We start from the raw sequence: 16,110 nt of genomic DNA, 5'->3' as shown, positions 1-16,110 counted from the left end.
GGCGACGGTTTCAAAGCAGCTTGTCCAGGGTGATGGGCAATTCGCGGACACGCCTGCCTGTCGCGTTGTAGACTGCGTTGGCGATTGCGGCGGCCGCGCCGGTGATGCCGATCTCCCCAATCCCGTGCAGACCCATGGGGGCGTGCGGGTCGGGTATGTCGGTCCAGATCACGTCGATGTTCGGGACGTCCATTTGGACAGGCACGTGATAGTCGGAAAGGGATGCATTCATGATACGTCCGCTGCGGGGATCGAACTGCGTCTCCTCCGTGAGCGCGAGCCCAATTCCCATGATGATGCCGCCCCGAAACTGGCTGGCCGCCGTCTTCGGATTAAGGATGCGGCCGGTATCGAAGGAACCCAGCCAGCGACTGATGCGGACCTCGCCCGTGATCTCATGGACCCGGACCTCGCAGAACTGGGCTACATAGGAATGCATCGAGTATTTCTTCATTTCGAACGGCATCGGTGCCGTCGCCTCGGCTTCCACCTGATCTCGCCCGGATCGTCGAAGTATGGAAACGTAGCTTTCGTGCCGGCCGGGCTCATCGCTCTTGCACAGGCCGCCATCGTGCGCCCTGACCTCGGAGGGGCGCAACCCGGCGATGGGCGAGTCGTTTCCGGCGAGCTTGAGCAGGAGTTTCACCAGGACTTCCTGTGCGGCGGCTACCGCTGCAGCAATGCTTGCCGTCTGCGAGGAGCCGCCGGCCATCGTGCCGGCCGGCAGATCGGAATCGCCATAGTCGAAGCGGACGCGGGCGACAGGCAGGCCCAGCCGCTCGGCGGCGTGCTGCGTCTGTACGGTAGCGGTGCCCATGCCCATCTCGTGGCTGGCCATCGAGATTACGGCATCACCTGCGGCGGTGAGGGTGATGCGCGCCACCCCGCCAGGCATCCGGTAGTAGGGGTAGGTCCCGGTCGCGACGCCCTGGCCATAGAGCCAGTCACCCTGGCGCTGTGAACGCGGCCTCGGCTCGCGGCGATGCCAGCCGAACCGTTCGGCACCATGCGCATAAGCCTCCATCAGGTGCCTCGACGAGAAGGGACGCCGGGTCGTCGGGTCGCGGTCGGGCTCGAGGCGCCGACGCAGGTCGATGGGATTCTCGCCGAGCGCCGCCGCCAGTTCATCTATGGCCGACTCCAGAGCGAAGGTGCCGATCGATTCTCCGGGCGCCCGCATCGACGTATTGGCGATCATGTCGAGCTCGACCACCTTCTGGTCGATCAGGAAGTTCCTGGCGGCATAGAGATGACGTGCGGGGAAACTGAATTGCTCCGGGAATGAATTATGCGCGGTGACGGCTGTGCAGCCGGTATGGAGGAGCGCGAGCAGATTGCCTTCTTCGTCGGCCCCGAGCGCTACACGCTGTTCCGACAGTGTCCGCCCGCCGGTAAGACGAAAGACCTGTTCGCGGGGCAGTGCGATCCGCACCGGCCGGCGGGTCAGCCTTGCTGCTGCGGCAGCGAGGATCTGGTGGCTCCATATCGCCTTGTTGCCGAAGCCTCCGCCCACGAACGGCGAGAGCACGCGGATCTTGTCCTCACCGATGCCGAGGACTTTCGCGAGCGTATAGCGTGTGCCGTTCAGCATCTGGGTGGCTTCGTGCACCAACAGTCTACCGTCCTCGTCCCAGGCCACCGTGACAGCGTGGGGCTCGATGGCGGCATGGTTGTGGCGCGGCGTCCGGTAGGTCTGGTCCACGACGAAGGCAGCCTTGGTCAGCGCCTCCTCGGCTCGGCCGATGGCCACTTTGGGCGGTTCTCCGAGGATGTCGTGCGGCGGCTTGGCCGCCGGCCTGAGCAGATCGAAGTCGGTATGAGCGGTATCCGCCTGGTAGGACACGGTGACGAGCGAAGCGGCATAGTCGGCCTGCTCCTGGCTGTCCGCCAGCACCAAGGCAACCGGCTCCCCGTTCCAGTGGATGCTGTCATCCTGCATCACCGGTAAGTCGCTCGCAGAGCAGGACTGGCGGTCGTCGAAGGCGCGTGGGGGAGACGCGAGGCGAGGGGCATTTCGATATGTCATCACCAACGCGACGCCGGGGGCCCCTTCGGCTGCGCATGTGTCGATCTCAGCGATGCGGCCGCGGGGAATGGTGCTGCAGACGATACTGCCATAAGCCAGGTTTTCATATTCCACCTCGGCCGCGAAAGTCGCCCGCCCGCTGACCTTGAGCGGACCGTCGATACGCGAGAGCGGGCGGCGAACGCAGTCATCCGCATCCATGAGAGGATCGGGCGAGCGATCGGGCACGAATCTGGCGACTGCGGAGGCGGCCTTCTCGATGAAATTCATGGCCGCTCCTCCAGGGTCAGCGATTGCAGGGTGCGAACGATGAGACGCCTGGCGACCTCGATCTTGAAGCCGTTGTCCCGGAGGGCCACCGCGGGTGCCAGTTCCGTCTCGGCCGCCGCCGCGAAGTTCTCCAGGCTCGCCTTGCAGCCCCAGAGTTGCGCCTCGGCGGCGGAGGCACGCCAGGGCTTGTGGGCGACGCCGCCGAGCGCCAGGCGGATCTCCTTGATCATGCCGTGCCTGTCGATGTCGATGATCGCGGCGAGCGAGACCAGGGCGAAGGCATAGCTGGCCCGGTCGCGTACCTTCACATAGGCGGAATGGCGCGCTGCGGGCAGGGCAGGCAACTCCACGGCGGTGATCAGTTCGCCGGGCATAAGTTCGGTCTCGATCTCGGGCGTGCCGGCTGCAAGACGATGAAAATCGACGGAGGACAGGCTGCGCACCCCCGCTGGGCCTTCCAGGTGAATGACGGCATCCAGTGCCGCGAGCGCCACGCACATGTCGGAAGGGTGCGTCGCCACGCAGGCCGGGGACGCACCGAGGATGGCGTGCATGCGGTTGAAGCCCTCGATAGCGTCGCAGCCGGCGCCGTGCACCCGTTTGTTGCAGCGCGCTGCCGTGTCGTAGAAATAGGCGCAGCGCGTGCGCTGTAGAATGTTGCCGCCTACCGTTGCCATGTTGCGGATCTGGCCGGAGGCACCCGCAAGAAGGGCGCGGGCAAGCAGCGGGTAGCGTTGGCGCACGCCGAGGTGAGCGGCGACGGCGGTGTTCCGGGCTTCGGCCCCGATCAACAGGCCGCCGTCCGGCAGATCCCTGATTTCGCCGTCGAGACCGGAGATGTCGATGATCGTCGCCGGGCGCTCGATATTTTCGCGCATGAGGTCGACGAGATTGGTGCCGCCGCCGAGATAGCGGGCATCTTCGCTGTCCATATAGGCTCGGATCGCAGCAGTCCGGTCGGCGGCGCGCGCGTATCGAAATGGAATCATGCCGTTGCCCTCTTGTCGAGTACGGCCTTGATGGCAGCGACGATGCCGTTATAGGCGCCGCAGCGGCAGAGATTGCCGCTCATGCGCTCACGCAGCTCTTCCTCGGCAAGGTCGTAGTGGTCGGCGTCGAGTTCCGCGCTCACCAGGCTGGGGATGCCCCGCTCGGCCTCGGATATCATGCCGAGGGCGGAGCAGATCTGTCCGCAGGTGCAATAGCCGCACTGGAAGCCGTCATGCTCGATGAAGGCTTGCTGGAGGGGGTGCAGCGCCTCCGGCCTGCCCACGCCCTCGATCGTCAGGATTGGTCGATTCTGATATTGCACCGCAAACGCCAGGCAGGAATTGATGCGCTCGCCGTCGACCAGGACAGTGCAGGCGCCGCAGGCTCCCTGATCGCAACCCTTCTTGGTTCCGCGCAGGTGGAGATGTTCGCGCAGGAGATCGAGGAGCGAGGTCCGGACGTCCACGTCGATTTCGTGGAGTTCGTCGTTTATGAGGAAATGCATGGGCGTCTCCGCGTGGGATGTGGCCAGCGACTGGCATTTAAACATTTCCGAAGGCACCGGGGTTCCGCCTGGGCGTGTTTCCTTGCGGGGAGCGGATGGTCGGATAGCTGTCGACAAGGAGGGAGTGGGTCTTGCGCGGGCGGGGAGAGCCATGCAAAAAAGAGAGGTGGCCCATGCGGGCGTTTTGCCGGTCGAAAACGAGATTTCTGGCAATTTTGACGCGGTTTGCGCTTGACTGCGATTGAGTCGGCAGTTAAAGACGGCCTCACTTTCAGGGCAGGCGGTAAGCTGTATTGTTCCTGCAGTCGCCAAGACGCGGAACCGATCGCTTAAACGCTGCCTCCGGACTACCAGACACAGTTCCGGTCATGATCGTTTCGCCTTGCGTTGCGATCCTCTGTGGGTGTCGCGCTTGCATCCCGTAATCGGGAAGCTGGCGCGGTTTCGTTTTGCGTGGTTGTCCACGCAGGGCAAAAGCTGCGCGTTCGCAAGGGCGTGCTATTCGATTTTGAAGGGCGAACGATGCCAACCATTAGCCAGCTGATCCGCAAGCCGCGCGAACCGAAAGTGTATCGCGAGAAGGCGCGCCACCTGGAAGCATGCCCGCAGAAGCGCGGTGTGTGCACTCGTGTGTATACGACGACTCCGAAGAAGCCGAACTCGGCTCTTCGTAAGGTTGCCAAGGTGCGTCTCACCAATGGCTTCGAAGTCATCGGCTACATTCCTGGCGAAGGCCACAACCTTCAGGAGCACTCCGTGGTCATGATCCGCGGCGGCCGCGTGAAGGACTTGCCGGGCGTTCGCTACCACATCCTCCGCGGCGTTCTCGATACCCAGGGTGTCAAGAACCGCAAGCAGCGTCGTTCGAAGTACGGCGCGAAGCGTCCGAAGTAAGGGAAGAGTCCACCATGTCGCGTCGCCATCGTGCAGAGAAGCGTGAGATCATCCCGGATCCGAAGTTCGGTGATCTCGTCGTAACCAAGTTCATGAATGCCATCATGTATGATGGCAAGAAGTCGGTTGCCGAAAAGATCGTCTACGACGCTTTCGACACCATCGAAGCCAAGGCCAAGCAGAGCCCGATCACGGTGTTCCAGACGGCCTTGTCGAACGTCGCTCCGGCGATCGAGGTTCGTTCCCGCCGCGTCGGCGGTGCGACCTACCAGGTTCCGGTCGAAGTTCGCCCCGAGCGTCGCCAGGCTCTTGCCATCCGTTGGATCCTCGCCGCGGCCCGCAACCGCAACGAGAAGACCATGGAAGAGAAGCTGTCGGGTGAACTGCTCGACGCCTCCAACAATCGCGGCAATGCCGTGAAGAAACGCGAAGACACGCACCGGATGGCGGAAGCCAACCGCGCCTTCTCGCATTACCGCTGGTAAGCCGGAAGACAGGACCGAGGATCACACGATGGCCCGTACCCACGCGATCGAGGACTACCGCAACTTTGGTATTATGGCGCATATTGACGCCGGTAAGACCACGACCACCGAGCGGATCCTCTATTACACCGGCAAGTCCCACAAGATCGGCGAAGTCCATGACGGCGCCGCCACGATGGACTTCATGACCCAGGAGCAGGAGCGCGGCATCACCATCACGTCTGCTGCGACGACCGCTCTTTGGGCCGGCAAGCGCCTGAACATCATCGACACCCCCGGCCACGTCGACTTCACCATCGAAGTCGAGCGTTCGCTGCGCGTGCTTGACGGTGCGGTTTGCGTCCTCGACTCCAACCAGGGTGTCGAGCCGCAGACGGAGACCGTCTGGCGCCAGGGCGACAAGTACAAGGTTCCGCGTATCGTCTTCGCCAACAAGATGGATAAGACGGGTGCCGACTTCTACAAGTGCCTCGACGACATCGTGAAGCGCCTCGGCGCCAAGCCGATCGCCATTCAGCTGCCGATCGGTTCGGAATCGAACTTCAAGGGCGTGGTCGACCTCGTCCGCATGAAGGCCGTCGTCTGGTCGGGTGAATCGCTTGGTGCCGAGTTCGACGCCAACCTGCCGATCCCGGAAGACATGGTCGAGAAGGCCAACGAGTATCGCAACATCCTCATCGAGGCCGCTGTCGAGCTCGATGACGACGCGATGGCCGCTTATTTCGATGGCCAGGAGCCGGATGAAGCGACCCTGAAGAAGCTCATCCGCAAGGCTGTGCTCACCGGCGCCTTCTATCCCGTTCTTGCCGGTTCGGCCTTCAAGAACAAGGGCGTGCAGACGCTTCTTGACGCTGTGGTTGATTATCTGCCGTCGCCGGTGGATGTCCCCGCCATCAAGGGCATCGACCCGAAGACGGAAGCGGAAGTCGAGCGCAAATCCTCCGACGCCGAGCCGCTCTCGCTCCTTGGCTTCAAGATCATGGACGACCAGTACGGCGTCCTGACCTTCTGCCGCATCTACTCCGGCAAGCTCGAGAAGGGCGTTTCGCTCCTCAATTCGAGCCGCGAGAAGACCGAGCGTGTCGGCCGCATGGTTCTCATGCACGCCAACAACCGCGAGGAAATCGCCGAGGCCTATGCTGGCGACATCGTCGCTCTGGTCGGCCTGAAGGACACCCGCACCGGCGATACGCTGTGCGATCCCAACCATCCGGTCATCCTTGAGCGCATGGAGTTCCCCGAGCCCGTCATCGAGATGGCTGTGGAACCCAAGACGAAGGCCGATCAGGAAAAGATGGCTCTCGCCCTGATCAAGCTGGCCTCGGAAGATCCGTCTTTCCGTGTGTCGACCGATCAGGAATCCGGCCAGACCATCATCAAGGGCATGGGCGAGCTCCATCTCGACATCAAGGTCGACATCCTGCGTCGTACCCACAAGGTCGAAGTGAATGTCGGCGCACCGCAGGTGGCCTTCCGCGAGAAGATCACCAAGCGCGCCGAGATCGACTACACCCACAAGAAGCAGACCGGCGGTACCGGCCAGTTCGCCCGCGTCAAGTTCGTGGTCGAGCCGAACGAGCCCGGCAAGGGCTTCGAGTTCGAATCGAAGATCATCGGCGGCGCCGTGCCGAAGGAATATATCCCCGGCGTCGAAAAGGGCCTGCAGTCGGTTCTCGGTGCTGGCATCGTCGCCGGCTTCCCGGTGGTCGACGTCAAGGTCACGCTGATCGACGGTGCGTTCCACGAGGTCGACTCGTCGGCCCTGGCCTTCGAAATCGCCTCGCGTGCCGCTCTTCGCGAAGGCCTGCAGAAGGGTCATTCGGTTCTGCTTGAGCCGATCATGAAGGTCGAAGTCGTGACTCCGGAGGAATATACCGGCTCGGTCATTGGCGACCTCAACTCCCGTCGTGGTCAGATCCAGGGCCAGGACATGCGCGGCAACGCGAATGTCGTGAACGCCATGGTCCCGCTCATGAACATGTTCGGCTACGTCAACCAGCTGCGTTCCTTCACCCAGGGTCGCGCCAGCTACACGATGCAGTTCGATCACTATGAACAGGCGCCGTCCAACGTCGCTGCTGAAATCCAGGCGAAGTACGCCTGATCCGTTTGACCCTAGTTTCATCCGCCGTTTCGGCGACAGGTGAAGGAGGCCCCGATGGCCAAAGAGAAATTTGAACGCAACAAGCCGCACTGCAACATCGGCACGATTGGTCACGTTGACCATGGCAAGACGTCGCTGACGGCGGCGATCACGAAGGTTCTTGCCGAGACGGGCGGTGCGACGTTCACGGCGTATGACCAGATCGACAAGGCTCCGGAAGAGAAGGCTCGTGGCATCACGATCTCGACGGCGCATGTGGAATACGAGACGAAGAACCGTCACTATGCGCATGTGGACTGCCCCGGCCACGCGGACTACGTGAAGAACATGATCACGGGTGCGGCGCAGATGGACGGCGCGATCCTGGTGGTTTCTGCGGCTGACGGCCCGATGCCGCAGACCCGCGAGCACATCCTTCTGGCCCGCCAGGTCGGCGTTCCCGCGCTGGTGGTGTTCCTGAACAAGGTCGACCTGGTCGACGATCCGGAGCTGCTCGAGCTGGTCGAGATGGAAGTTCGCGAGCTCCTGTCGAAGTATGAGTTCCCCGGCGACGACATTCCGATCACGATGGGTTCGGCCAAGGCGGCGCTCGACAACGTCAACCCGGCGATCGGCCATGACGCCGTGCTGAAGCTGATGCAGACGGTTGACGAGTACATTCCGCAGCCGGAGCGTCCGATCGACCAGCCCTTCCTGATGCCGGTCGAAGACGTGTTCTCGATCTCGGGCCGCGGCACCGTGGTGACGGGTCGTGTCGAGCGCGGCATCGTGAAGGTTGGCGAGGAAGTCGAGATCGTCGGCATCCGGGCCACGCAGAAGACGACGGTGACGGGCGTCGAGATGTTCCGCAAGCTTCTGGACCAGGGCCAGGCGGGCGACAACATCGGCGCGCTGCTGCGCGGCACCAAGCGCGAGGACGTGGAGCGCGGCCAGGTGCTGTGCAAGCCGGGTTCGGTGAAGCCGCACACCAAGTTCAAGGCCGAGGCCTACATCTTGACGAAGGAAGAGGGTGGCCGTCATACGCCGTTCTTCGGCAACTACCGTCCGCAGTTCTACTTCCGCACGACGGACGTGACGGGCGTGGTGACGCTGCCGGAAGGCACGGAGATGGTGATGCCGGGTGACAACATCGCCATGACGGTGAGCCTGATCGTGCCGATCGCCATGGAAGAGAAGCTGCGCTTCGCTATCCGTGAAGGCGGCCGCACCGTCGGCGCCGGCGTCGTCGCCGCCATCATCGAGTAAGAGCTTAGGCATCTTGTCGGCGCGCCGTTTCGGGCGGCGCGCCAATTATTTTCGGAGTCAGGGCATGAACGGCCAGAACATCCGCATCCGTCTCAAGGCGTTCGATCATCGCATCCTCGATGCGTCGACCCGCGAGATCGTTTCGACGGCCAAGCGCACTGGCGCCGCCGTTCGCGGACCGATTCCGCTTCCTACGCGGATCGAAAAATACACGGTGAACCGCTCGCCGCACGTCGACAAGAAATCGCGTGAGCAGTTCGAGATGCGCACTCACAAGCGCCTGCTCGACATCGTAGACCCCACCCCGCAGACCGTGGACGCGCTCATGAAGCTCGACCTCGCTGCCGGCGTGGACGTCGAGATCAAGCTCTGATCAGGCTCCTCTAGTGTTAGGAACGAACGCCATGCGTTCTGGTGTCATTGCACAGAAGATCGGCATGAGCCGCGTTTACAACGACGCTGGCGAGCATGTCCCGGTCACGGTTCTCCGGCTCGACGACTGTCAGGTCGTCGCCCACAGGACCAACGATAAGAATGGTTATACCGCGCTCCAGCTCGGCGCCGGCCTCGCCAAGGTCAAGAACACGACCAAGGCGCAGCGTGGCCACTTTGCCGTCGCGCAGGTCGAACCCAAGCGCAAGATCGTCGAGTTCCGCGTGCCGGAAGCCGAGATGATCCCGGTTGGTGCGACGATCACGGCGGATCACTTCGTCCCCGGTCAGTTCGTCGACGTGACGGGCACGTCGGTCGGCAAGGGCTTCGCCGGTTCCATGAAGCGCTGGAACTTCGCCGGCCACCGCGCCAGCCATGGTAACTCGATCACCCATCGTGCCCATGGTTCGACGGGTCAGCGTCAGGATCCGGGCAAGACCTTCGCCGGCAAGAAGATGGCCGGTCACATGGGCGACGAGCGTGTCACCACCTTGAATCTCAAGGTCGTTCGCACCGACGTCGAGCGTGGCCTGATCCTGGTCGAGGGTGCCGTTCCCGGCGCCAAGGGCGGCTGGATCCTGGTGCGTGACGCCGTGAAGAAGCAGCTGCCGGAAGCAGCGCCGAAGCCCGGCGCGTTCCGCTTGCCCGAAGCTGCCGCCGCAGCGACCGGTGAGTGAGGAGGAGCCGATGAAACTCGCAATTACCACTCTCGAAGGTTCTGACGCCGGCTCCGTGACGCTGTCGGACGAGATCTTCGGTCTCGAGCCGCGTACGGATATCCTGCAGCGCGTCGTGCGCTGGCAGCTGGCCAAGCGCCAGGCCGGCACGCACAAGACCAAGGGCCGTTCGGAGATCGACCGGACGAAGAAGAAGCTGTACAAGCAGAAGGGCACCGGTGGTGCTCGTCACGGTGCGGCTTCGGCTCCCCAGTTCCGTGGCGGTGGCCGCGCTTTTGGTCCGGTGGTGCGCTCCCATGCGCATGACCTGCCTAAGAAGGTGCGCGTGCTCGGTCTGAAGCATGCTCTTTCGTCCAAGGCGAAGACTCAGCAGCTCATCATCGTCGACGCTGCGACGGTCGCCGAGGCCAAGACCAAGGCCCTGAAGGAGACCTTCACCAAGCGTGGTCTGGCCAACGTGCTCATCATCGATGGCGCCGAGGTCGATCAGAATTTTGCTCTGGCCGCCCGCAACATTCCGAATGTTGACGTGCTGCCGGTTCAAGGCATCAACGTTTACGACATCCTTCGCCGTGACAGCCTCGTGCTGACCAAGGCGGCTGTCGATGCGCTGGAGGCGCGCTTCAAATGAGCACCGATGTCAGGCATTACGATGTGATCGTGTCGCCGGTGATCACCGAAAAGGCGACCGCTCACTCCGAGCACAACCAGGTGGTTTTCAAGGTTGCCCCCACGGCGACCAAGCCGCAGATCAAGGCCGCCGTTGAGAAGCTTTTCAATGTCAAGGTCACGGGCGTCAACACGCTCGTGCGCAAGGGCAAGGTCAAGCGCTTCAAGGGCATTTTGGGCAATCAGAGCGACGTCAAGCGCGCGATCGTGACTTTGGCCGAGGGCCACACGATCGACGTGACGACGGGCCTCTGAGCCGCGTACCGGAAGGGGAGAGAGACCAATGGCTCTCAGGAATTTTAAGCCGGTCACGCCGGGCCTCCGCCAGCTCGTGCTGGTGGATCGCTCCGCCTTGTACAAGGGCGCTCCGGTCAAGACCTTGACCGAAGGCCTGAACAAGTCGGGTGGCCGCAATAATACCGGTCGCATCACGTCGTTCCGCAAGTCGGGCGGCCACAAGCGCGCCTACCGCATCATCGACTTCAAGCGCCGCAAGCTGGACGTCGAGGGTACGGTCGAGCGGATCGAGTATGATCCGAACCGCACCGCCTTCATCGCGCTCATCACCTACACGGATGGCGAGCAGGCCTATATCCTTGCCCCGCAGCGCCTCGCTGTCGGCGACAAGGTAGTCGCCTCGGCCTCGGCCGACGTGAAGCCGGGCAATGCCATGCCGATGTCGGCGATGCCGGTTGGCACCATCGTCCACAATGTCGAGCTCAAGCTCGGCCGTGGCGGTGCGATCGCCCGCTCCGCCGGCAGTTACGCCCAGATCGCAGGTCGTGATGGCTCGTACGTCATCCTGCGCCTGAATTCGGGTGAGCAGCGTCTGATCCTCTCGAGTTGCTTCGCCACCGTCGGCGCGGTCTCGAACCAGGATCACATGAACATCTCGCTCGGCAAGGCCGGCCGTTCCCGCTGGCTCGGCGTCAAGCCGTCGGTGCGTGGTGTTGCCATGAACCCGATCGACCATCCCCATGGTGGCGGCGAAGGCCGTACCTCGGGTGGCCGTCACCCTGTCACGCCCTGGGGCAAGCCGACCAAGGGCAAGAAGACGCGTTCCAACAAGGCGACGAACAAGTTCATCGTCTCCTCGCGTCACGCCAAGAAGAAGTAAGGAGACCACACGTGTCCCGCTCAGTCTGGAAAGGCCCGTTCGTTGACGGGTACCTCCTGAAAAAGGCGGATGCCGCGCGCGGCTCCGGCCGCAGCGAGGTCATCAAGACCTGGAGCCGCCGCTCCACCATCCTGCCGCACTTCATCGGCGTGACCTTTGGCGTCTACAACGGCCAGAAGCACGTTCCGGTGCAGGTGACCGAAGACATGGTCGGCATGAAGCTCGGCGAATTTGCCCCGACGCGCACCTTCTACGGTCACGCGGCGGACAAGAAGTCGAAGAGGAAGTAAGCGATGGGCAAGCCGAAGTCCGAACGGGCCCTGCCCGACAACGAGGCGAAGGCGGTTGCGCGCATGCTGCGCGTCTCGCCGCAGAAGCTCAACCTCGTCGCCTCCATGATCCGCGGCAAGAAGGTCGACTCGGCTCTGGCCGACCTGACCTTCTCGCGCAAGCGTATCGCGACCGATGTGAAGAAGACGCTGCAGAGCGCCATTGCCAACGCCGAGAACAATCACGGCCTGGACGTGGACGACCTGATCGTCTCCGAAGCTTTCGTCGGCAAGGCCTTCGTCATCAAGCGTTTCCATGCTCGTGCCCGCGGCCGGGCAGGGCGCATCGAAAAGCCCTTCTCGAACCTGACGGTCGTCGTCCGCCAGGTCGAAGCCAAGGCGTAAGGAGCAAACGATGGGACAGAAAGTCAATCCGATCGGCCTGCGTCTGGGCATCAACCGGACCTGGGATTCCCGCTGGTTCGCCCCCAAGGGCGAGTACGGCAAGCTGCTGCACGAGGATATCGCGATCCGCCAGGCGCTGATGAAGCTCCTGAAGCAGGCCGCGGTCTCGCGCATCGTGATCGAGCGTCCGCACAAGAAGTGCCGCGTCACGATCTACTCGGCTCGCCCGGGTATCGTGATCGGCAAGAAGGGCGCCGACATCGACAAGCTGAAGAAGGCCGTGTCGAAGCTCACCACTTCGGAAGTGCACATCAACATCGTTGAAGTGCGCAAGCCGGAAGTGGATGCGACGCTGGTTGCCGACTCCATCGCCCAGCAGCTGGAGCGTCGCGTGGCGTTCCGCCGCGCCATGAAGCGCGCCGTTCAGTCGGCGATGCGTCTGGGCGCCGAGGGCATCCGTATCAATTGCTCGGGCCGTCTGGGTGGCGCCGAAATCGCACGTCTGGAATGGTATCGCGAAGGTCGCGTGCCGCTTCACACGCTGCGTGCCGATGTCGATTACGGCACGGCGACGGCCTTCACCACCTTCGGCACGTGCGGCATCAAGGTCTGGATCTTCAAGGGTGAAATCCTCGAGCACGATCCGATGGCCCAGGACAAGCGCATGGCGGAGCCGGAGACCGGCCGCTCGTCGTCGCGCCCTCGTAACGAAGCTGCGTAAGCGGCTTACGGGGATCTGAGAGAAGAAAACCATGTTGCAACCCAAGCGCACCAAATTCCGTAAGCAGTTCAAGGGCCGCATCCACGGTGTGGCCTCTTCGGGCGCGCTCCTGAACTTTGGCCAGTTCGGCCTCAAGGCTCTGGAGCCCGAGCGCGTCACTGCCCGTCAGATCGAAGCCGCGCGTCGTGCGATCACCCGCGAAATGAAGCGTCAGGGTCGCGTGTGGATCCGCATCTTCCCGGACGTGCCGGTCTCGGCAAAGCCCGCGGAAGTGCGCATGGGCTCCGGCAAGGGCGCGCCCGACCATTGGGTCGCGCGCGTCAAGCCGGGCCGTATCATGTTCGAACTGGACGGCGTGAGCGAGGAAATCGCCCGCTCCGCCCTCACGCTCGGCGCCGCCAAGCTGCCGATCAAGACCCGTTTCATCCAGCGCATCGCTGAGTAGGGAAAACGCCATGAAGATTCAGGATGTCAAGGCGCTGTCCGAAGACCAGCTCGCCGATGAACTCGCCAAGCAGAAGAAGTCGCAGTTCAACATGCGCTTCCAGAAGGCCACGGGACAGCTCAACAACACGGCCGAGGTGCGCACCGTTCGTCGCACCATCGCCAGGATCAAGACGGTTCAGAGCCAGAAGGCCGCGACCAAAGCCAAGGCTTGAGGAGATAATCCATGCCCAAGCGCGTCCTGCAAGGCGTCGTCGTCTCTGACAAGAACGACAAGACGATTGTGGTGAAGGTGGAGCGCCGCTTCACCCATCCGCTGCTGAAGAAGACGGTGCGCCGCACCAAGAACTACCATGCCCATGACGAGAACAACGGCCACAAGGTCGGTGACGTCGTGTGGATCGAGGAAGGTCGTCCGATGTCCAAGCTGAAGCGCTGGGTCGTCGTCGATCAGGCCGCGGAAGCTGCCAAGGCCTGATCCTGTCAGGACGGGAGTAGGGCCTTTCGACCCATCGACAGTCGCGCTGAAAATAAAAGCCGGCGGAAGCCGGCTTTCTGCTTGTGATTGGGCGAAGGAATCGCTAGAAGGCACGCTTTCCCGGAGCGTGGGTAAAAGGGGCGGAATTATCCGCCACCTTAGCCGCGCTTTGGTTGTTTCCAATGATTTGCCTGCCGCAAGGCCGGCGAAGTGGGCTCAAGGCCGAGCAGGCGGCGAGCTTCACGGAGGCTGGGTGAAGATCCTGTCTCCAAACCCGAGGTTGGGCCGGGTCCGCTGCGTGCGGATACCAGCCTGCGAAGAATAAGAGGGTACGTCATGATTCAGATGCAATCGAATCTCGACGTCGCGGACAATTCTGGTGCCCGACGCGTGATGTGCATCAAGGTTTTGGGCGGCTCGAAGCGGAAATATGCTTCCGTCGGCGACGTTATCGTCGTGTCGATCAAGGAAGCCATTCCGCGCGGGCGCGTCAAGAAGGGCGACGTGATGAAGGCCGTGGTCGTTCGCACGGCCAAGGATATCCGTCGTCCAGATGGTTCTGTGATCCGCTTCGACCGCAATGCGGCCGTGCTGATCAACAACCAGAAGGAGCCGATCGGCACCCGTATCTTCGGGCCGGTTCCGCGCGAGTTGCGCGCCAAGAACCACATGAAGATCATCTCTCTGGCGCCGGAGGTATTGTAACATGGCCGCCAAGATCAAGAAGGGCGACAAGGTCGTCGTCACGACCGGCCGTTCCAAGGGCCGCGTCGGTGAAGTGATCCAGGTCTTCCCGGAGGAGAACCGGGCGATCATCCGTGGCGTGAACGTCGTTCGCCGCCATCAGCGCCAGACTGCGAGCCAGGAAGGCGGCGTTATCTCCAAGGAAGCGCCGATCCACCTGTCGAATGTCGCCATTGCCGATCCCAAGGACGGCAAGCCGACCCGCGTCGGGTTCAAGGTTCTCGAAGGCGGCAAGAAGGTTCGCGTCGCCAAGCGTTCGGGAGAGCAGATCGATGGCTAAGTCCCCAGCCAAGGCCGAGGCCGCGAACGGTGATGCGTACTCGCCGCGCCTGAAGGCCTATTACAATGACGTGGTTCGTCCGCAGCTGATCGAACAGTTCGGCTACAAGAACCCGATGGAAGTGCCCACCATCACGAAGATCGTGCTGAACATGGGCGTCGGCGAAGCCACCGGCGATACGAAGAAGGTGTCCGTTGCGGCCGCCGACCTTGCCATGATCGCCGGCCAGAAGCCGATCATCACCCGCGCCCGCAAGGCCATCTCGCAGTTCAAGGTGCGCGAGAACATGCCGATCGGCGCCAAGGTTACCCTGCGCAAGACTCGCATGTACGAGTTCTTCGACCGCCTGGTGACGATCGCGCTGCCGCGCGTTCGCGACTTCCGGGGTCTGAACCCGAACAGCTTCGACGGCCGTGGCAACTACGCCATGGGCTTCAAGGAGCATATCGTGTTCCCGGAAATCAACTACGACAAGATCGATCAGGTCTGGGGTATGGACATCGTCGTCTGCACCACGGCCAAGACCGATGCCGAAGCGCGTGCGCTTCTGAAACTGATGAACTTCCCCTTCCGGCAGTGAGGCGGTTTATCCGCCCTCAAACGCGGAACGTTGGAGACCTAAATGGCCAAGAAAAGTTCGATTGAAAAGAACAAGCGCCGCGAGAAGCTCGCCAAGCAGTATGCTGGCCGGCGCGCCCGCTTGAAAGCCATCGCCAATGACGAGTCGTTGTCGATGGAGGAGCGCTTCACCGCTCGTCTGAAGCTCTCGGAACTGCCGCGCAACTCCGCCAAGGAGCGCGTACGCAACCGTTGCGAAGTGACCGGCCGCCCGCGCGCCGTCTATCGCAAGCTGAAGATGTCGCGTATCGCACTGCGCGAACTCGGTTCCAAGGGGCTGGTTCCCGGCCTCGTGAAGTCGAGCTGGTAAGGAGATATCGTCATGGCGATCAATGATCCTGTCGGCGATATGCTGACCCGCATCCGCAATGCGCAGCTGCGCCGCAAGACCAGCGTGACCACGCCCGGTTCCGGCCAGCGCGCCCGCGTCCTCGATGTGCTGCAGGCGGAAGGTTACATCCGCGGCTACACCGTTACCGACTTCGGCAACGGCCGCAGCGAGTTCGCGATCGAGTTGAAATATTATGATGGCGCACCGGTGATCCGTGAGATCGCCCGCGTCTCCAAGCCCGGCCGGCGCGTCTACGCGTCCGTCAAGAACATCCCGCGCGTGGCCAATGGCCTCGGCGTTTCGATCGTTTCGACCCCGCGTGGCGTCATGGCCGATCATCAGGCCCGTGAAGCCAATGTTGGCGGCGAAGTGATCTGCACCGTGTTCTGAGCCGAAGGAGAAATAG

General features: G+C 62.7%; 23 protein-coding genes. 20 read left to right on the top strand and 3 right to left on the bottom strand.

Annotated features, from left to right (window positions below; genetic code table 11):
- Positions 1-10: 10 nt before the first annotated feature.
- Genes AC6H34_RS28550 through AC6H34_RS28540 form a run of 3 tightly spaced genes read right to left on the bottom strand, consistent with a single transcriptional unit; the run spans position 11 to position 3,791 of the window.
- Positions 11-2,296 (bottom strand): xanthine dehydrogenase family protein molybdopterin-binding subunit, encoded by a 2,286-nt coding sequence (locus AC6H34_RS28550; protein WP_497541073.1) that lies wholly within the window; start codon positions 2,294-2,296, stop codon positions 11-13.
- On the bottom strand, positions 2,293-3,285 hold the full coding sequence (locus AC6H34_RS28545) for an FAD binding domain-containing protein (protein WP_497541072.1): 993 nt from the start codon (positions 3,283-3,285) through the stop codon (positions 2,293-2,295). Before AC6H34_RS28545 ends, AC6H34_RS28550 begins: the two co-directional genes overlap by 4 nt.
- Positions 3,282-3,791, bottom strand: a complete 510-nt coding sequence (locus AC6H34_RS28540; protein ID WP_497541071.1) for a 2Fe-2S iron-sulfur cluster-binding protein — start codon at positions 3,789-3,791, stop codon at positions 3,282-3,284. Before AC6H34_RS28540 ends, AC6H34_RS28545 begins: the two co-directional genes overlap by 4 nt.
- A 522-nt stretch (positions 3,792-4,313) precedes the next feature.
- Here AC6H34_RS28540 and rpsL point away from each other — a divergent pair.
- From rpsL to rpsH, 20 genes are all read left to right on the top strand, one after another.
- Positions 4,314-4,685, top strand: coding sequence for a 30S ribosomal protein S12 (gene rpsL / locus AC6H34_RS28535; protein ID WP_068299562.1), 372 nt, complete (start codon positions 4,314-4,316; stop codon positions 4,683-4,685).
- A gap of 14 nt (positions 4,686-4,699) precedes the next feature.
- A complete protein-coding gene (gene rpsG / locus AC6H34_RS28530) occupies positions 4,700-5,170 on the top strand; it encodes a 30S ribosomal protein S7 (RefSeq protein ID WP_448148082.1) in 471 nt (156 codons plus the stop codon).
- Positions 5,171-5,198: 28 nt separating this feature from the next.
- Positions 5,199-7,274, top strand: a complete 2,076-nt coding sequence (gene fusA / locus AC6H34_RS28525; RefSeq protein ID WP_448148081.1) for an elongation factor G — start codon at positions 5,199-5,201, stop codon at positions 7,272-7,274.
- A 54-nt stretch (positions 7,275-7,328) separates the two neighbouring features.
- A complete protein-coding gene (gene tuf / locus AC6H34_RS28520; RefSeq protein WP_448148080.1) occupies positions 7,329-8,519 on the top strand; it encodes an elongation factor Tu in 1,191 nt (396 codons plus the stop codon).
- 64 nt (positions 8,520-8,583) lie between these two features.
- Entirely contained in the window at positions 8,584-8,892 is a 309-nt protein-coding gene (gene rpsJ / locus AC6H34_RS28515; protein ID WP_284317122.1) for a 30S ribosomal protein S10, read from the top strand.
- A gap of 31 nt (positions 8,893-8,923) precedes the next feature.
- On the top strand, positions 8,924-9,628 hold the full coding sequence (rplC, locus tag AC6H34_RS28510; RefSeq protein WP_448148079.1) for a 50S ribosomal protein L3: 705 nt from the start codon (positions 8,924-8,926) through the stop codon (positions 9,626-9,628).
- A gap of 10 nt (positions 9,629-9,638) precedes the next feature.
- Positions 9,639-10,259, top strand: a complete 621-nt coding sequence (gene rplD / locus AC6H34_RS28505; RefSeq protein ID WP_497541070.1) for a 50S ribosomal protein L4 — start codon at positions 9,639-9,641, stop codon at positions 10,257-10,259.
- A complete protein-coding gene (locus AC6H34_RS28500; RefSeq protein ID WP_448148077.1) occupies positions 10,256-10,552 on the top strand; it encodes a 50S ribosomal protein L23 in 297 nt (98 codons plus the stop codon). Before rplD ends, AC6H34_RS28500 begins: the two co-directional genes overlap by 4 nt.
- Before the next feature lie 28 nt (positions 10,553-10,580).
- Entirely contained in the window at positions 10,581-11,414 is an 834-nt protein-coding gene (gene rplB, locus AC6H34_RS28495) for a 50S ribosomal protein L2 (protein ID WP_448148076.1), read from the top strand.
- 11 nt (positions 11,415-11,425) lie between these two features.
- Positions 11,426-11,704 (top strand): 30S ribosomal protein S19, encoded by a 279-nt coding sequence (rpsS, locus tag AC6H34_RS28490; RefSeq protein WP_068292063.1) that lies wholly within the window; start codon positions 11,426-11,428, stop codon positions 11,702-11,704.
- A gap of 3 nt (positions 11,705-11,707) precedes the next feature.
- Positions 11,708-12,088 (top strand): 50S ribosomal protein L22, encoded by a 381-nt coding sequence (rplV, locus tag AC6H34_RS28485; protein WP_284317128.1) that lies wholly within the window; start codon positions 11,708-11,710, stop codon positions 12,086-12,088.
- A 10-nt stretch (positions 12,089-12,098) separates the two neighbouring features.
- Positions 12,099-12,809, top strand: a complete 711-nt coding sequence (gene rpsC, locus AC6H34_RS28480; protein WP_497541069.1) for a 30S ribosomal protein S3 — start codon at positions 12,099-12,101, stop codon at positions 12,807-12,809.
- 31 nt (positions 12,810-12,840) lie between these two features.
- Positions 12,841-13,254, top strand: a complete 414-nt coding sequence (gene rplP / locus AC6H34_RS28475) for a 50S ribosomal protein L16 (protein WP_307430551.1) — start codon at positions 12,841-12,843, stop codon at positions 13,252-13,254.
- Between the two features lie 10 nt (positions 13,255-13,264).
- Complete coding sequence (gene rpmC, locus AC6H34_RS28470; protein ID WP_448148074.1) at positions 13,265-13,468, top strand: 50S ribosomal protein L29; 204 nt, start codon at positions 13,265-13,267, stop codon at positions 13,466-13,468.
- Positions 13,469-13,479: 11 nt separating this feature from the next.
- Positions 13,480-13,731, top strand: a complete 252-nt coding sequence (gene rpsQ, locus AC6H34_RS28465) for a 30S ribosomal protein S17 (protein ID WP_448148073.1) — start codon at positions 13,480-13,482, stop codon at positions 13,729-13,731.
- A gap of 336 nt (positions 13,732-14,067) precedes the next feature.
- Entirely contained in the window at positions 14,068-14,436 is a 369-nt protein-coding gene (gene rplN / locus AC6H34_RS28460) for a 50S ribosomal protein L14 (protein ID WP_068292087.1), read from the top strand.
- Between the two features lies 1 nt (position 14,437).
- Positions 14,438-14,755 carry a 50S ribosomal protein L24 gene (gene rplX / locus AC6H34_RS28455; protein WP_448148072.1) on the top strand — a complete coding sequence of 106 codons (318 nt, stop codon included), beginning with the start codon at positions 14,438-14,440 and terminating at the stop codon, positions 14,753-14,755.
- A complete protein-coding gene (rplE, locus tag AC6H34_RS28450; protein WP_497541068.1) occupies positions 14,748-15,335 on the top strand; it encodes a 50S ribosomal protein L5 in 588 nt (195 codons plus the stop codon). The genes rplX and rplE overlap by 8 nt, the downstream gene beginning before the upstream one ends.
- A gap of 42 nt (positions 15,336-15,377) precedes the next feature.
- A complete protein-coding gene (gene rpsN / locus AC6H34_RS28445; RefSeq protein ID WP_448148070.1) occupies positions 15,378-15,683 on the top strand; it encodes a 30S ribosomal protein S14 in 306 nt (101 codons plus the stop codon).
- Positions 15,684-15,695: 12 nt separating this feature from the next.
- Complete coding sequence (gene rpsH / locus AC6H34_RS28440) at positions 15,696-16,094, top strand: 30S ribosomal protein S8 (protein WP_448148069.1); 399 nt, start codon at positions 15,696-15,698, stop codon at positions 16,092-16,094.
- The last annotated feature ends 16 nt before the right edge of the window (positions 16,095-16,110 follow it).

This window comes from Labrys sp. ALF-8 (assembly GCF_059699065.1).
Note: the sequence above shows the minus strand (reverse complement) of the source record. Positions and strands in the feature narration are given on the sequence as shown.

Excerpts from the sequence above, each read along its gene's own strand:
- rplN (WP_068292087.1), top strand. The coding sequence starts at position 14,068 with ATGATTCAGATGCAATCGAATCTCGACGTCGCGGACAATTCTGGTGCC.
- AC6H34_RS28540 (WP_497541071.1), bottom strand. The coding sequence starts at position 3,791 with ATGCATTTCCTCATAAACGACGAACTCCACGAAATCGACGTGGACGTC.
- rpsC (WP_497541069.1), top strand. The coding sequence starts at position 12,099 with ATGGGACAGAAAGTCAATCCGATCGGCCTGCGTCTGGGCATCAACCGG.
- rpsH (WP_448148069.1), top strand. The coding sequence starts at position 15,696 with ATGGCGATCAATGATCCTGTCGGCGATATGCTGACCCGCATCCGCAAT.
- rplB (WP_448148076.1), top strand. The coding sequence starts at position 10,581 with ATGGCTCTCAGGAATTTTAAGCCGGTCACGCCGGGCCTCCGCCAGCTC.
- rplP (WP_307430551.1), top strand. The coding sequence starts at position 12,841 with ATGTTGCAACCCAAGCGCACCAAATTCCGTAAGCAGTTCAAGGGCCGC.
- rpsN (WP_448148070.1), top strand. The coding sequence starts at position 15,378 with ATGGCCAAGAAAAGTTCGATTGAAAAGAACAAGCGCCGCGAGAAGCTC.
- rpmC (WP_448148074.1), top strand. The coding sequence starts at position 13,265 with ATGAAGATTCAGGATGTCAAGGCGCTGTCCGAAGACCAGCTCGCCGAT.
- AC6H34_RS28500 (WP_448148077.1), top strand. The coding sequence starts at position 10,256 with ATGAGCACCGATGTCAGGCATTACGATGTGATCGTGTCGCCGGTGATC.
- rpsJ (WP_284317122.1), top strand. The coding sequence starts at position 8,584 with ATGAACGGCCAGAACATCCGCATCCGTCTCAAGGCGTTCGATCATCGC.
- rpsG (WP_448148082.1), top strand. The coding sequence starts at position 4,700 with ATGTCGCGTCGCCATCGTGCAGAGAAGCGTGAGATCATCCCGGATCCG.
- rplV (WP_284317128.1), top strand. The coding sequence starts at position 11,708 with ATGGGCAAGCCGAAGTCCGAACGGGCCCTGCCCGACAACGAGGCGAAG.
- rplX (WP_448148072.1), top strand. The coding sequence starts at position 14,438 with ATGGCCGCCAAGATCAAGAAGGGCGACAAGGTCGTCGTCACGACCGGC.
- rplD (WP_497541070.1), top strand. The coding sequence starts at position 9,639 with ATGAAACTCGCAATTACCACTCTCGAAGGTTCTGACGCCGGCTCCGTG.
- fusA (WP_448148081.1), top strand. The coding sequence starts at position 5,199 with ATGGCCCGTACCCACGCGATCGAGGACTACCGCAACTTTGGTATTATG.
- rpsQ (WP_448148073.1), top strand. The coding sequence starts at position 13,480 with ATGCCCAAGCGCGTCCTGCAAGGCGTCGTCGTCTCTGACAAGAACGAC.
- rpsL (WP_068299562.1), top strand. The coding sequence starts at position 4,314 with ATGCCAACCATTAGCCAGCTGATCCGCAAGCCGCGCGAACCGAAAGTG.
- tuf (WP_448148080.1), top strand. The coding sequence starts at position 7,329 with ATGGCCAAAGAGAAATTTGAACGCAACAAGCCGCACTGCAACATCGGC.
- rplE (WP_497541068.1), top strand. The coding sequence starts at position 14,748 with ATGGCTAAGTCCCCAGCCAAGGCCGAGGCCGCGAACGGTGATGCGTAC.
- AC6H34_RS28545 (WP_497541072.1), bottom strand. The coding sequence starts at position 3,285 with ATGATTCCATTTCGATACGCGCGCGCCGCCGACCGGACTGCTGCGATC.
- AC6H34_RS28550 (WP_497541073.1), bottom strand. The coding sequence starts at position 2,296 with ATGAATTTCATCGAGAAGGCCGCCTCCGCAGTCGCCAGATTCGTGCCC.
- rplC (WP_448148079.1), top strand. The coding sequence starts at position 8,924 with ATGCGTTCTGGTGTCATTGCACAGAAGATCGGCATGAGCCGCGTTTAC.